The organism is Nostoc sp. 'Peltigera membranacea cyanobiont' 213 (assembly GCF_002245975.1).
Taxonomy (GTDB): Bacteria; Cyanobacteriota; Cyanobacteriia; order Cyanobacteriales; family Nostocaceae; genus Nostoc.
Map to the genome: position 1 here is coordinate 23340 of NZ_NOLI01000080.1, position 14016 is coordinate 37355.

A 14016-nucleotide genomic window follows, 5' to 3' on the forward strand; every position below is an offset into this window, starting at 1 on the left:
ATTTTGAATTACGATCCTTCTTCCTCCAGTGGGAAAAACTCCTTAGTTTTTTCCGAGTATGACCAGGCAATACCATCAGGGTCTTTACTGCGACTCCATTCAGGAAACTCTGGATCGTTTCGTCGTTTATAAACCGTGCTGGAATAGACATTTAGCCGTTTGGCAAGTTCAGATTGAATGAGAGAGCCAAAAATTAATTGTTTTTCCAGCGATCGTTTAGCTTCCTCATGGGTTTGAGTTAGCTGTGGTATTGATTCAGTTTCTGCTTCTTCCTCCTCAAGTGTTGTTGGTGGTGGTGCTAGGAGCGATCGCGCAGTTTTAGTAACTGGTTGAGCCGGAAGCTCTTTGACAGGTTCACTACTATCAAGAATATTGCCGAGAATACTGGCAGTTATAAAGTAATAAGACTGCCCCGCCTCTTCGGAGTTGACTATACTGGCACCAAATTCCGAGGCTTTACCATCCAAGTAGCGTTTTGCCGTTGTTCCAGGAAAATTGCCCTTGATTGCCAAGTCCATTGGCGTAAGTCTGCCTTGATTTTCTCGAACCAACTGATGAAAAATTGGGTTAACTCGCACAGTCCACTGTTGCCATTGATATTCCTGCCAAATCTTGAAGCCAATTACCAGCACAATTAGCGCTAGTAAAATTCTCCAGGTAGCAACCAGGAAAATAATCAAAAACGAGATGGGCAAAAGTAGAACGAGAAAAGCCTTGCCATTGTCTTCTATGGGTTTTTCACTCATGCCGATTTTTGCCAAGTGAATTTTGGGAAATAGTATTATATATCTTGGCAAAAATTGTGACACTTTTTTGTATCTTTTGGCAAAGTTGCGGCAAATTTGTTGGCAAAATCTTTCCTGGGCAGGTGTTATAGCCTTTGGAAAGTGTAACTCCTCTAAGATTGGTGTGCGATCGCCCAAAAGTTTTTCCCAGCGAAAAAAAGAAGATTTTTAACTCAACCAACAACTCCATAAATTAAATCGTCAGCCCCTTGACAACAGATAATACATATACTACATTAATAATACAAGTTAACTTTCATTAGAGAGTTAACTTGCACCAGTAGCGGATAGCTCAAATGACAGAGCGCCCACCTTGCCCGTAAAGGCCGATGTATCGAGGGTTATCGTATATAGCTTAAACACCCTTAATCAAACTTCTGGAAGTGCAGGTACAAATCCTGTTCCGCTACACCAAAGTCAGTGCTAAATGACGAATTCTAAATGTTTAACTCATAACTTTATATGTGGTGGGTAGCTCAGTGGTTAGAGCGCCTAAATATCCTTATTCACCCCTTGCCTGAAAAGGCCGACGAATTGAGGGTTATCGCCTGCCAAGCGGGAGGTCGCGGGTTCAAATCCCGCTCCACTACACCAATTAATTTTAGATTTTAGATTGAATTTAAAATCCTAAATTTTCATGTGGCGGGTAGCTCAGAGGTAGAGCGCTAAACATCCTTTTTCACCCCTTGCCTGAAAAGGCCGACGAATTAGGGTTATCGAATCAGGTTCGAGAGGTCGCAGGTTCAAGTCCTGCTCCGCCACCCAAAACCTAATTTTTAATTTTCACCTGGTGGGTAGCTCAATCTGGTAGAGCAATGAACGGGTTAATTCCCATAGTCCTTAGTTCACAAACTTGCCTGCAAAGGCCGACGAATCGAGGGTTATCGTTAATTCATCGGTTGCAGGTTCAAATCCTGTTCCACCAGAGTAAATTTTGCATTTTTAATTTTCATGTGGCGGGTAGCTCAGTTTGGTAGAGCGCCGAAAAACATCCTTGTTCACACCTTGCCTGAAAAGGCCGAAGAATTAGGGTTATCGCATTTTAAGCCGGATGTCGCAGGTTCGATTCCTGCTCCGCCACCTTTCATTTTTGCCCGTAAGGGCCGGGAGATGAAGCGATGAATTACAATTTTTTCACCAAAAAGAAAACAACTACACCACAAAATCAACCTATCCCCGGACGGGAAGCAGAAATGGTTAAGGGACGTTCCGGTGGCTGGATGTTTGATGCTGGCATTTGGAAGATGCTGCGTCGCTGTCTTTTGGTTGGCACAGCAAAAAGCACTTACTACGCTGGTAAACAAGAATTAACTGAGGATTTTGTGACAGTTGTAAGACTTGCTGTTGCCGAAAATCCCAGCCGTGTAGGGGAAGAAATTTTGTATGCTAGCGATGGACGCGCCATCAATAACAGTGCGCCTATATTAGCTTTGGTGCTGCTGTCGATGGGTGAAGCAGCACAGGCAAAACAGGCGTTTGGTGAAATTTTCCCGCAAGTTGTCCGCACCGGTAGCCACTTCTACGAATGGTTGAACTACACAAAATCTCTGCGGGGATTTGGCAAAGTCGTGCGGGAAGCTGGTAAAACTTGGCTCTCAAGGGAAGATGTCAAGGGTTTAGCTTATCAACTGTTGAAATATCAACAGCGTCAAGGCTTTTCCCACCGAGATGCGTTGCGGTTGTTCCATGTCAAACCGCCTACAGAAAATCACCGTCAACTATTTGAGTGGGTAGTTAGAGGCTGGGAAGAATTGCCAGCAGACATCCCCTCAGAGGCTTTGGCACAAATTTGGTGGTATGAGTGGCTGAAGCGGAATCCTACCCAAACCCATGAAGCTATTTTGCAAGGACACTTAACCCACGAAATGGCTGCACCGGTGGGCAAAATGGATCGGCAAGCTTGGCAGCTGCTATTTCAGGAAATGCCAATAGGTGCAATGTTGCGTAACTTGGGTTCTTTAACTGAACTGGGTGTGTTACGAGCCGATGAAAATGCTAACTTGCTGCGAGTGGAAGAAGTTCTTAATCGCAGAGAACATCTGCGTAAAGGGCGCATTCATCCGATTGATGTTTTGAAAGCACTCAAAACTTATGAATCTGGTGGAAGATTAGGACGCAGTAAGAAAACTTGGAATCCAGTTCCTCGGATTGTGGACATTTTAGAAAAGGCGGTTGAACTGTCTTTTGATGTCGTCAAACCCACAGGTAAAGTGTTTATGCACGCCGTAGACATTTCTGCTTCTATGGGTAACTTAGTTGCAGATATGGGACTGAGTTGTTGTGAAATTGCCACCACAATGGCACTGGTGACAGCAAAAGCGGAGAAAAACTACATGATTCGCGGCTTTTCTACCGAATTCCGTGATTTAGGTATCAGTGCCAAAGATAGTTTTAGTTCTGCGGTTCGCAAAGCTAGCAACCAAAACTTCGGCGGAACGGATGCATCTGTAGCCTACGACTGGATGATTAAGAATAAGTTCAAGGCAGATGTAGTCTGCTTTTGGACTGACTCGGAAAGCTGGGCTGGAAATAAGCATCCAAGTCAAGCGCTGAAGGAGTACCGCAAAAAGGTAAATCCTAACGTCAAGGCGGTGTATGTCACCTTGACACCTTACCAAATTACTTTGGTAGATCCTCAAGATTCGCTGTCTTGGGATTTGGCAGGGTTCGATCCGGGAACGCCTCGGATCATCCAGATGCTTGCTACGGGTGAGTTGTAGATATTTTTGAAGGATGAAATACTTTATCCTTCATATTTCATGGCGGGTTATCCTTGTTCGCCACTTGCCTTTCGAGGACGAAGAATTTAGGGTTATCTGGTTACGTCTCCACCATTGTGGGGATTAGCGGGTTCAATCCCCGCACCCGCCTTTATTTGATTCAGAATTTACACAAAGACGTAAATTACAGCTATTTTCAGGTAAGGGACTTCCAAATAAAAAAATACTCAACTACTTCCTGTGGGGTGGGCAACATGAGCGCCTTTGTATATGAGCGGGCAGATGCCCACCCCACAAAATTGGGTAATTTATTTGTTGGAAGTCCCTAAATTGAATTTTCCCAAGCTATTCTTGATAATTAAGTTTAATTACCAATTTACAAAAATTCTTTCGGGTTCCAAGGAGCATTAGAACGATAACCAATGATGACATTATCCCACAGCTTTTTTTTCTCATTATCCTCATTGCCTTGATATTTAATGTAACCCCTGGTAAACCACAAACTATCTAAATAGCGTTGATTTTTTATTTCTCCCCGCACGGAGTTAGGAAATATTTTATCTACCCACTTTGTGGAAATTGTTTGACTTAAAAGCTTGTCTTGACCTTTGGCATAAATTATGGCTGCATAAGGAGAGGTTCTTGCTTCTAGTCCGCTAAATAACAAAAATAGGTCAATCTCTGATAAATCAGCAATCAATTCTACATAACCCAGTTCTACGCCTTTAGAATGCAGGTAGTGGTAATAGTAAGCTAAATGCCAAGATACTCGTCGCACAATTTCAGGATCTTCATTATCACCCATTTCGATGAGTAGGGGTTTGAGTGCTTCTATTTTACGGTCTTCATCGGTAGCTGCTGCAATTGCAATATCTACTCTGCCCATTTGTATCAAGCGAAGAATAGCATCTGCATCATGACTGAAGCGTTCGTGGGCATCAAAAGCAAGGTTGCAGGGAAAATATATTATATATGGCTCTGGAGATTGAGAATTTTCTAGAATGTCTAATATCCAAGCGCCATAATCGAGATTAATATTATCTCTGGGGCACACGTGCCCAAAAGCTCCGGCTATTCCAGGGCGTTCTAATTCTTTTTGACGAATTAGCTGCATCATTTCTTGGATGGGTGGCATACCTTCAGCAATTTGTTGCTTAATCTGCAAATCTTCATCATCATCCCAGGTGTATTGCTGAGTTCTACTGTAAATTTTGCCAATTTGGTAAGCAGCACAAGCTCTAATAGTTAAGTCAGGATGATCCAAAGCTGCTATGAGTTTTGCTCCTGCTTGTGTCCATGTCTCACCGTAGCCATAAAAGTAAATTTTAGCTGCTTCAATTGCTTCATCACTAGGAAGTTGGCGTTGTTTATCGCCAGCCAGTTGTTCCAACCAGTGAAAAATCAGGCTGTTATAAGGCTCATCTTTGCTAAACCATTGAAATTCATTGCAAAATTCCTCAAAGATATCTGGCGTGAGAGTTGCTTGATAAGCGATCGCCTGTAAGATATCTGGTAAACGTTCTGCTACTCGATTGCTTTGCTTTTTTTCTGCTTCTAAGGCTGTTTTGATTCTATCGATCGCTTGTTCCCTAATTATCCAGTCTTCACTATTTACCAATTTGATAAATCTAGCAAAAATCCAGTCCCATTGTTCTGGTGTGTATTCCCGATTCAGAGGAATACCCAAGCCTTGTGCAAAGTTTCGTTCTTCCCAGTAAGGCGCTAGTGGCGTAGGCGCATCACAAAGATTTATGGCAATTTCAACAATTTCTTCAGGAGTTTTTTCTTCAGTCATAATTTAACTTAAATAAGCGATCGCTATTCCTTTTAAATCTAATGCACCGCGTCCTTCTCAAGGAGTTTCTGAGGATGATTCTGAGCAAGATTTTGTGGGAGCGTTTACTTGCTCTAAGGTATTGGTTAATGAGTCATCCCGTAGTATGGGGTATCTGCTTTGGGAATTTATAACATCGTCAAAAGCTTCCAGATCCTCTAGAGCTTCTAATGCAGACTGATATCGCTGTTTGAAGTCATCCAGCACCATTTTACTGAGAATTTTAGCTAGGGAATTGCTCACTTTAGAGCGTAGTTTACCGCCGTAGGCATCGCTCCATTTGATCTCTCCATAACCATCTCTACCTAGCTCACGGGGTGCTACACCAGTCAAGGCTTTAATCCCAACCATACCCACTGCATAGATATCACTACTGTAGTGGGGACGGCCAAAACATTGTTCGCTTGGTGCGTAACCCTGAGTCCCAATGCCAATGGTAAAGGGGGTTTGCTCTTGTGCATCAAGCTGTTTGATGCTGACTTCTTTGACGGCTCCAAAGTCAATCAATACAAGTTTTCCGTCTGAGTGTCGCCGGATGATATTACTGGGCTTAATATCCCGGTGAATCACGTTGTTTTTATGAACAAATGTTAATGTTTGCAATAAGTCCCTGACAATTTTGATCGTGGCAATTTCATCAATTGCTCTACCTGGTGGCAATTCCTGATTTAAAGGATGACCAATTATCTGTTCTTGCACTAGATAAAATTCCTCATCTTCTTCAAAATAAGCCAAAAGTTGAGGGATTTGATCGTGTGTTCCCAATTTTTCTAGAGTTTGCGCCTCTGAGTGAAATAAACGTCTGGCAAGTTGCAAGGCTTCTGGTTTGGTGCTGGCTGGTTTTAGTTGCTTAAGAACACATTGCGGATTTCCAGGACGTTGAGTATCTTCAGCAATGTATGTTTCGCTGAATCCACCGGAACCGAGAACTTTGACAATTTTGTAGCGTCGAGCCAGAACTTTCCCTGATAAGGCTAAATCTCGTTGCTGGATTAGGTCTTGCAAGTCATCTTGTTGACTGATAATCTCTTGGACAACGGGAGAAGTTTTATACTTCTGAAAAATATCTACTAATTGGCGTTTCCTGATATTTTCTCTGACTAATGAGGTTCCCAGGTAGGAAAATCCGGTCATCGCGATCGCAATCATTGGTACAGTAGTAGGGAAAATTAACTGACCATAGATAAACAACCCATAACTAATTCCTACCCAAGTGCCAGAAAGGGCGAGGCCATATAGAAATCTATTGATACTACGCTTGCGTCTGCTAATCATCAAGGCTGTACTGCCAACTAGAATTAGCACAAACAAACCCCGCAATGGTGGAGTGTTAATTCCTGGAGCGATCGCTTTTCCTGACATTAAAGTTGCGATCGCATTGGCGTGAATTTCCACGCCTGACATGGGTTTGGCACTGTTGCTAGCAGCGACTGGATAATAATCATTATTTAATTTATCTGTTGCACCTATTAGCACTATTTTGTCTTTGAAGACCTTTCCCTGCTGCAAATAGGTGTTCCAGTTTTCCGGGTCGAGGACGTGCCAAAAGGGTATTTGCTCAAATGTACCCGCAGGGCCCCAAAAATAAATGCGATCGCCCTTTGGTCGGGGATAATTTACTTCTGCTATCCTGAGTGCTGCTTCATCAAAAGAGGGTAGCTTCTCGATCAAATTATCTTCAGCCAACGACTTAGAAAATTCACTCGCCAATCGATGAACTTTACCATCAGCTTCTAAGGGGAAATTAACTGAGCCAATGGACACTGACCCTGTACGAAACATCTGTTGTGGGTCTATCAGTTGTGTAAAAGACCCTTGGCGCGTCTGGGAATTTTCGTAGACGGCTGCTAAAGTAATTTTACTACCATATTTTTGCAATACTGTATGAAGTTGGCGATCGTCAGTAGCTCCATAGCTACTAGGAGTGTCAAATATTACATCTACTGCTACAGAGCGGACACCTGCTTTGATTAATTTTGTAATTATCTGGGCATAAGCAGCACGTTTATAAGGATAAGATTTCAGTGTTTCTAGGTAGGCATACTGTTTTGGATTTGTTTTATAGTACTGTTCGGGAACTGATATTGACTGATCGTCTATTGCTAAAATTACAATGTCTTCTGGAGGTATAATCGGCCCGCGCAGTTGAAAAAAGCCAGAAAGCGCCTTACTTTCCATCAATTGAACCAATTCTCCTCCAGAAGCACTCAGCAATGCTGCACCCATTACCCAAGCCCCAGCGAGGAGATGGCCTAAGCGAATCATCCACCTAGACTGGCGAGCCGATGCTGTCGAGGTTACTTTTGTCGGTTTGCTTGAGTGTCTATTGGCAGCAGAGACATAGTTCTTAGTTAAGGTAGATGTAGGTTCTTCTGCCATATTGTGTTACTGATTGATTTAAGTCCAACACTTTTATTTATTCAGACCACGTTTTAGTGCAAGCACATTGAAATAAGACTTAAATGACAATCTTATACATTTGTAAAGTATCTTCTATCAATCGACAAACTTTTATTAGCAGAGCTAGCCCCCAAGACATTCCTACTCAGGTACTGCTTAACTTATTATTTTTCTGTTAAGTGAGTTACAACTAGTGATTGTCTCACAGATCGGAGTCGAAGTAGATCCGACTCTGTAATTGGTTGCAGCAAGATTTTACCGTAACCTAACCAACAGGTATGCTCCTAACTGGGTGTTTTACCATAAGCTGTCCCAAGGCCGTCTTCTGTCTTTGGCGCAATATTGGTACTCCCCACAAAGCTTGTCCTGATACTGACAGCTTCACTTTATAGATAGGCATCAACTTATATCCTACTCTAAGCTTATGCTATACCTCTTTAGGAGTAAACTTTAGTGTTATACAGCAATGAATGCTGTTATTGGTTCAATTTTATTGGTAGATTTCGATCGCAGGGTAGCTCTTGCAGTGCTGGAGGTGAATAAGGTTTAGCACCCAGGATCTCAACTCCAATATTGCATCCGTTTTTATGCTTTGAAAGAGGTAGGATAAAAGCTATAGATGAAGACTTACTTTATAGATATTAGCAAACAAGGCATTTGAAAATTGCTATAATCTATTGTTCCATCTAAATTCATTTATATTATTAGGTGTAAATTTGTATGGGTTCTCCAATGAATCGTCTGTCTATTTTTGTAGACGGAAACAATATGTTCTATGCACAACAAAAAAATGGGTGGTTTTTTGACCCGCGACGAGTCTTAGAATACTTTAAACATGAGCAATCAGAAACAACATTAATTAATGCATTCTGGTACACTGGCTTAAAAGACCCACAGGATCAACGAGGTTTTAGAGATGCTCTAATTAGTCTAGGATATACAGTCCGAACTAAAATTCTTAAAGAATATTATGATGATACGTCCGGTCGTTACTCGCAAAAAGCTAATTTAGATATTGAAATTGTTGTAGATATGTTTAATACAGTAGACCAATATGACCGAGTAGTATTATTCAGTGGCGATGGAGATTTTGAAAGAGCAATTGAACTATTACGGTCGAAAAATACACATATTACGGTAGTATCAACAGAAGGAATGATTGCTAGAGAACTACGGAACGCTACTGATAGATATATAGATTTAAATGATATCAGAGATCAAATAGAAAAAACCGAAGGTTAATAGCCTTAGCAATTATTTACAAAGGTAAGAGTAAAAGAAAAACTAAGGTTGAAGATATATTGAGCCACAAGTAAAAACTAAAGAACAAACGGCAAATGACAAACAAAACCGATCGAATCATCATTTTTGATACTACACTGCGAGATGGAGAGCAGTGTCCGGGAGCGACTTTGAATATAGACGAAAAGCTAGTTATTGCCAAACAACTGGCGCGTCTGGGTGTGGATATAATTGAGGCAGGATTTGCCTTTGCTAGTCCGGGAGATTTTGAAGCAGTCAGTAAGATTGCCCAAATTGTCGGGACAGAAAATGGCCCAGTAATTTGCAGTTTGGCAAGAGCCATTAAAGCAGATATTGAAGCGGCCGCAGAATCATTAAAACCAGCTGTAAAAGGTAGAATTCACACATTTATTTCGACTTCTGATATTCATTTAGAGTATCAGTTGCGGAAGTCACGGGCAGAAGTGCTAGCGATCGCAGAAGAAATGGTAGCCTATGCCAAGTCCTTCATGACAGATATCGAATTTTCGCCAATGGATGCGGCCCGTACCGATCCAGAATTTCTGTATCAAGTTTTAGAACGAGCGATCGCAGCTGGTGCAACAACAGTTAACATTCCCGATACCGTGGGTTACACCACCCCTAGCGAATTTGGAGCAATGATTAAGGGGATTATTGAAAATGTCCCCAACATCGACCAAGCAATTATTTCCGTTCACGGCCACAATGATTTAGGTTTGGCAGTTGCTAACTTCTTAGAAGCCGTAAAAAATGGCGCACGGCAACTCGAATGTACAATTAATGGCATTGGCGAACGCGCCGGAAATGCCTCATTAGAAGAGTTGGTGATGGCGCTACACGTCCGGCGACAATATTTTAATCCCTATCTGGGAAGACCAGAAGAATCTCAAGAATCCCTGACAAATATCGACACCCGGCAAATTTACAAAACCTCACGCTTAGTTTCCAATTTGACGGGTATGTTGGTACAACCAAATAAAGCGATCGTTGGGGCGAATGCCTTTGCTCATGAGTCTGGGATTCACCAAGATGGTGTCTTAAAAAACAAGCTCACCTACGAGATTATGGATGCCAAATTGATTGGTTTGACAGACAATCAAATAGTTTTGGGCAAACATTCAGGGAGAAATGCTTTCCGCACCCGCTTAAAAGAATTGGGCTTTGAACTGTCGGATACTGAGTTAAATAAAGCTTTTGTTAGGTTCAAAGAAGTAGCAGATAAAAAGAAAGATATTTCTGATTGGGATTTGGAAGCGATCGTTAACGATGAAATTCAACAAGCACCCGATTTGTTCCGGGTAGAGTTGGTGCAAGTTTCCTGTGGTAGCAACGCCCGTCCCACTGCTACAGTCACCCTGCGGACTCCAGAAGGCGAAGAATTAACCGATGCTGCGATCGGTACTGGGCCAGTGGATGCAGTTTACAAAGCCATCAACCGGGTAGTGAATGTACCCAACGAGTTGATTGAGTTTTCTGTGCAGTCAGTAACAGCCGGTATTGATGCCATTGGAGAAGTAACGATTCGTTTACGTTATGAATCTAAAGTGTTTTCTGGCCATGCAGCGAACACAGATATCATCGTGGCATCCGCGCAAGCTTATGTAAATGCCTTGAATAGGTTGTATGCTGCATTGCAAACTCAAGAAAAACCAGAGAAAGCAACTGCACAGAAAGTTTGAAATCGGCTCTGTCAAACTGCCAGTTTTTAGCTGATGCTAACAAACTCCTCTCCAACTTTGGGGAGGAGTTATTTGTGAGTTCCAAAAAATCGTTGGAAATTATGCTGACAGAAAAACATATAACTATCAGGGAAGTCACCAGCAAAGAAGATTCACTGATTGCAAAACACTCTTATCAAATGTGGCTAGATATTGGTGTTGATGAGAGTAATCTACTTCTGGAGTGGCAGAATATTACCTTCAAATTCATAGAAGAAGCGCGTCGAGATTTGTTTTATAAAGCTTTTATTGCAGAGGTTGATAATACAGTCGTGGGTTCTGCAAGTTGTCAACTGTTTGCAGGTTTATACCCGAATGTTTTCAAAGATGAATACCGCAAATTTGGATATATTTGGGGCGTTTACGTTGAACAATCTTACCGCAGACAAGGTATCGCTAAATGCCTAACTAATAGAGCAATTGAATATTTAAAAACGATTGGCTGCACGCGAGTAGTTCTTAACGCCTCGCCATTGGGTCAACCAGTTTATTCCAGTCTCGGTTTTTCTGAAGGAAATTTAATGCAATTAGATTTGATTTAAGGACAGCAATTTGTTGCCTTGTAGTGATGCGCGATCAACCTAAATTGATGTAAGAAGATATTTGTCAAACTTACGTTAAATAGGATAGCTGTAAGTGTTTGGATGTATGTAGTTACTATTAGTCTGACTTGTACTAAAAGTCAAGTTTATTGAGTTAATTATTAATATTTTTTACTTTTTTAGATTTTTCGATTTACTTGTATGCATAAAACTTTATTCTGGGAAACGATGTTTATAATCAGTCAACTTGTATGAGTAGCGAAAAAACAACAGAATTGCCGCTCTGGGTACAAGATAGAGATATAGTCATTGCTCATGATGAAGAAGTACAGTGGCGAGAAGGAAAACGCCCGGATTATTCATACACCAATGAATTTCTTCATCAAGAAAGCAAATTTCAGCATCCAGAAGGTTCTTTAGAAGCGATCGCCCAAAACTTAGTCCGAAATTTTGAGATGGAAGCTTCTAATAAATCTAATCCTCAACAGTGGCTCTCGATTGTTACTGATAAGTTTAAAATGAGTACTAATGGGGGACAACAATTCACTGCTCAGGATGTTGCAGTTGAAGGTACTTATAACCTGTTTTTGGGTGAAAGTGACCAGTATAGCTCCGAAACAGAAACCTTTGAATCTTCATTTCAAGTTTTTCATAATGCTTTTCCTAATGGCTTTCTTTGGGAATTAACAGAAGTTCTTTCGGGGCCGCCTAATGTTACCTTTAAGTGGCGACATTGGGGAACATTTAATGGTTCCTATAAAGACTATGCACCCACAGGTGAAACAGTAGAAATTGTAGGAGTTAGTATTGCTCGCGTGACTGATGACTTAAAGATTGAGTCTTTAGAGCATTATTTTGATAATAATGTCTTTCTGCAAAAATTAACGGCAGGTGGTTGTCCCTTCCATTCTCAAAATCAGAACAATCACTAATTTTGATTTAGCCGTAGTCATCAAATAGCAAGCACACTCGATTGGCGCTCTTAGGAAACAGCAGCGAACGCCGATCGAGTGAGTATAATCATTGAAAATATGCAATGGATGTCATATTATCTGCAATTGGAAACTTATTATTAGGGCTGATGAGGGGATGCAGATAAATTTTAATAAATTGAAAAATGCCGTTCATGGTATTACTGTTTGCACAGTACTAACTGGTGTGACTGAAGGTGTAAACCCAGCCAGTTTACCTAACTTCTGGGGTACAAAGTCGGTTTCTTTGCTACCTTGAACCTCAAGTAGCAATCTCGCACCGCCAACAACAAGCCTTTGATGGCATCTTGTCTGCCTGTTTTGACTAAATCATCTGCCTTTTTGAAAAAATGCGATCGCCATTTACCATCGTTATTGCCATACAATTCGATTAAATACCACCCTGCAAGATACTCAGCTAAAGGATCGAGACAGAAACAGATTCTGTCTTTGGCAGAACCGATAGTTTGAATTAGGTGTAGGCGCTTTTCGAGATAATCTAGGTGTGCTTCGGGGTCATCAATACCCAAACCGGCTAATGCAGCAATGGCATCTGCACGCTTGGCGGTTGCTGGTTGATAACTTTGCTGCAAGCATTCCCAAGCGATCGCTTTGGCATCTTGATGCACAGTGCGATCGTCAAATCGATCGTCTGTAACATCACGATTGAGTTTATTGATATAACCCAGCATCAAATTGGGAATATTCTCTGGTAACGCAGAAATATTAGATGCAACGTCTTTACTGGCGATTAACTGTTCAGCATAAACTTTAGCCAGCAAAACAGTGATATTATTTTGACCTACCATCAGAGAAAGACGGTTACAAGCGTCAAAAAATTCTTGGTCGGTAAAGCGATCGCGTTTACCTCGCTGCATCAGATATTAACTGTGGGGGCTGTCTTTGAGCCTCACCAAAATTTTAGTCGCACACCAACGTCATCTGCTCAAAGTTGGCACGTGTCGTCCCCAACTCTGGACGATGAAAAATCGTCCAGAGTTGTATAAGTTCGTTCAAAACATTCAGTATCTTTGGATCTGTGACTAAATTCGGTTCCATATTCTTCGACACAGTATCACAGTATCACAGTCAATACCCCCTAATATTAGATGGGACGGCTCAAAGTCGTTTGAACTTTTTGTGGAGAAATCTCAATGACCATTTCAATGTACCAAGCTTCAATACCTGTATCTATTCGCACACTGAATAATCTGATAAATATTCTGCAAAAAGGTGCTACTTATGCGGAAACTAAAAAAATAGATCCTTCTGTGTTTATAAATAGTCGTCTATCCCCAGATATGTTTCCGTTATCAAAACAAGTACAAATTGCCTCTGATATTGTAAATAGAGGTGCTGCACGATTAGCTCTTATAGAACCACTCCAATTTGAGGATAATGAAACTACATTCCCTCAACTTATTGACCGCATTCAAAAAACTATCTCTCATTTAAATACGTTTAAACCTGAACAAATTGACGGTTCAGAAGAAAGAGAAATTACCCTACAAATGCGTGACAAGACTTTATCTTTTCAAGGAATGCCATATCTGTTCCATTTTGTTTTACCAAACCTTTATTTCCATGTCACAACAGCATATAACATTCTCAGACACTGCGGTGTCGAACTTGGCAAACAGGACTTTCTTGGTCAGCCTTAACCCAAGCAATATCTAACCTAATTTTTTCGAGATTTTTCAATCAAAACTTGCGTTATAGCGTTTCCTAATCACATGAGGTACATCATAGTCCCCTCATAGCTTGCGGGGAGGGGGTTGGGGGT

12 protein-coding genes and 5 tRNA genes are annotated in these 14016 nt (G+C 41.3%); 11 read left to right on the top strand and 6 right to left on the bottom strand.

All coding sequences use genetic code 11. From position 1 onward, the window contains the following. Window positions 1–8: 8 nt before the first annotated feature. Window positions 9–746 carry a hypothetical protein gene (locus tag CDG77_RS20795; RefSeq protein WP_094331227.1) on the bottom strand — a complete coding sequence of 246 codons (738 nt, stop codon included), beginning with the start codon at window positions 744–746 and terminating at the stop codon, window positions 9–11. Between the two features lie 319 nt (window positions 747–1065). Between CDG77_RS20795 and CDG77_RS36090 the strand changes: the two genes are divergently transcribed. From CDG77_RS36090 to CDG77_RS20805, 6 genes are all read left to right on the top strand, one after another. Beyond that, window positions 1066–1199 (top strand) — tRNA-OTHER (locus CDG77_RS36090). A gap of 50 nt (window positions 1200–1249) precedes the next feature. Further along, window positions 1250–1379 (top strand) — tRNA-OTHER (locus CDG77_RS36095). Between the two features lie 46 nt (window positions 1380–1425). Next, window positions 1426–1550: transfer RNA gene (locus tag CDG77_RS36100), tRNA-OTHER, on the top strand. Window positions 1551–1573: 23 nt separating this feature from the next. Continuing rightward, window positions 1574–1711 (top strand) — tRNA-OTHER (locus tag CDG77_RS36105). 28 nt (window positions 1712–1739) lie between these two features. After that, a tRNA-OTHER gene (locus CDG77_RS36110) sits at window positions 1740–1866 on the top strand. A 37-nt stretch (window positions 1867–1903) separates the two neighbouring features. Next, window positions 1904–3505 (top strand): TROVE domain-containing protein, encoded by a 1602-nt coding sequence (locus tag CDG77_RS20805; RefSeq protein WP_094331229.1) that lies wholly within the window; start codon window positions 1904–1906, stop codon window positions 3503–3505. Between the two features lie 376 nt (window positions 3506–3881). On the opposite strand, the gene CDG77_RS20810 is transcribed toward CDG77_RS20805, so the two are convergent. The 3 genes from CDG77_RS20810 to CDG77_RS38590 form a co-directional block, all read right to left on the bottom strand. Next, window positions 3882–5300 (bottom strand): hypothetical protein, encoded by a 1419-nt coding sequence (locus tag CDG77_RS20810; RefSeq protein ID WP_094331230.1) that lies wholly within the window; start codon window positions 5298–5300, stop codon window positions 3882–3884. A 57-nt stretch (window positions 5301–5357) separates the two neighbouring features. Beyond that, window positions 5358–7718 (bottom strand): CHASE2 domain-containing serine/threonine-protein kinase, encoded by a 2361-nt coding sequence (locus tag CDG77_RS20815; protein ID WP_094331231.1) that lies wholly within the window; start codon window positions 7716–7718, stop codon window positions 5358–5360. 286 nt (window positions 7719–8004) lie between these two features. Beyond that, window positions 8005–8139: a hypothetical protein gene (locus tag CDG77_RS38590; protein ID WP_258169465.1), complete on the bottom strand. Its 135-nt coding sequence runs from the start codon at window positions 8137–8139 to the stop codon at window positions 8005–8007. A gap of 320 nt (window positions 8140–8459) precedes the next feature. On the opposite strand from CDG77_RS38590, the gene CDG77_RS20820 reads away from it, so the two are divergent. From CDG77_RS20820 to CDG77_RS20835, 4 genes are all read left to right on the top strand, one after another. Next, window positions 8460–8981, top strand: a complete 522-nt coding sequence (locus tag CDG77_RS20820; protein WP_041565194.1) for a LabA-like NYN domain-containing protein — start codon at window positions 8460–8462, stop codon at window positions 8979–8981. Window positions 8982–9076: 95 nt separating this feature from the next. After that, the gene (locus tag CDG77_RS20825) at window positions 9077–10681 is read left to right on the top strand and encodes a 2-isopropylmalate synthase (RefSeq protein WP_094331232.1); all 1605 of its coding nucleotides are present in this window, start codon (window positions 9077–9079) and stop codon (window positions 10679–10681) included. 74 nt (window positions 10682–10755) lie between these two features. Further along, a complete protein-coding gene (locus CDG77_RS20830) occupies window positions 10756–11262 on the top strand; it encodes a GNAT family N-acetyltransferase (RefSeq protein WP_317615930.1) in 507 nt (168 codons plus the stop codon). Between the two features lie 251 nt (window positions 11263–11513). Continuing rightward, window positions 11514–12194 carry a SnoaL-like polyketide cyclase gene (locus tag CDG77_RS20835; protein WP_094331233.1) on the top strand — a complete coding sequence of 227 codons (681 nt, stop codon included), beginning with the start codon at window positions 11514–11516 and terminating at the stop codon, window positions 12192–12194. A gap of 257 nt (window positions 12195–12451) precedes the next feature. On the opposite strand, the gene CDG77_RS20840 is transcribed toward CDG77_RS20835, so the two are convergent. Both CDG77_RS20840 and CDG77_RS36660 read right to left on the bottom strand, forming a co-directional pair. Further along, window positions 12452–13111 carry a hypothetical protein gene (locus CDG77_RS20840; protein ID WP_223269897.1) on the bottom strand — a complete coding sequence of 220 codons (660 nt, stop codon included), beginning with the start codon at window positions 13109–13111 and terminating at the stop codon, window positions 12452–12454. 43 nt (window positions 13112–13154) lie between these two features. Then, window positions 13155–13292, bottom strand: coding sequence for a hypothetical protein (locus CDG77_RS36660; protein ID WP_181154114.1), 138 nt, complete (start codon window positions 13290–13292; stop codon window positions 13155–13157). A gap of 95 nt (window positions 13293–13387) precedes the next feature. On the opposite strand from CDG77_RS36660, the gene CDG77_RS20845 reads away from it, so the two are divergent. Continuing rightward, complete coding sequence (locus tag CDG77_RS20845) at window positions 13388–13894, top strand: DUF1993 domain-containing protein (protein ID WP_094331234.1); 507 nt, start codon at window positions 13388–13390, stop codon at window positions 13892–13894. Window positions 13895–14016: the final 122 nt, after the last annotated feature.

Bases quoted from the DNA above. Each gene is read 5' to 3' on its own strand.
- CDG77_RS20815 (WP_094331231.1), bottom strand. From the start codon at position 7,718: ATGGCAGAAGAACCTACATCTACCTTAACTAAGAACTATGTCTCTGCT.
- CDG77_RS20805 (WP_094331229.1), top strand. From the start codon at position 1,904: ATGAATTACAATTTTTTCACCAAAAAGAAAACAACTACACCACAAAAT.
- CDG77_RS20825 (WP_094331232.1), top strand. From the start codon at position 9,077: ATGACAAACAAAACCGATCGAATCATCATTTTTGATACTACACTGCGA.
- CDG77_RS20840 (WP_223269897.1), bottom strand. From the start codon at position 13,111: ATGCAGCGAGGTAAACGCGATCGCTTTACCGACCAAGAATTTTTTGAC.
- CDG77_RS38590 (WP_258169465.1), bottom strand. From the start codon at position 8,139: ATGCCTATCTATAAAGTGAAGCTGTCAGTATCAGGACAAGCTTTGTGG.
- CDG77_RS20820 (WP_041565194.1), top strand. From the start codon at position 8,460: ATGGGTTCTCCAATGAATCGTCTGTCTATTTTTGTAGACGGAAACAAT.
- CDG77_RS20795 (WP_094331227.1), bottom strand. From the start codon at position 746: ATGAGTGAAAAACCCATAGAAGACAATGGCAAGGCTTTTCTCGTTCTA.
- CDG77_RS20845 (WP_094331234.1), top strand. From the start codon at position 13,388: ATGACCATTTCAATGTACCAAGCTTCAATACCTGTATCTATTCGCACA.
- CDG77_RS20835 (WP_094331233.1), top strand. From the start codon at position 11,514: ATGAGTAGCGAAAAAACAACAGAATTGCCGCTCTGGGTACAAGATAGA.
- CDG77_RS36660 (WP_181154114.1), bottom strand. From the start codon at position 13,292: ATGGAACCGAATTTAGTCACAGATCCAAAGATACTGAATGTTTTGAAC.
- CDG77_RS20810 (WP_094331230.1), bottom strand. From the start codon at position 5,300: ATGACTGAAGAAAAAACTCCTGAAGAAATTGTTGAAATTGCCATAAAT.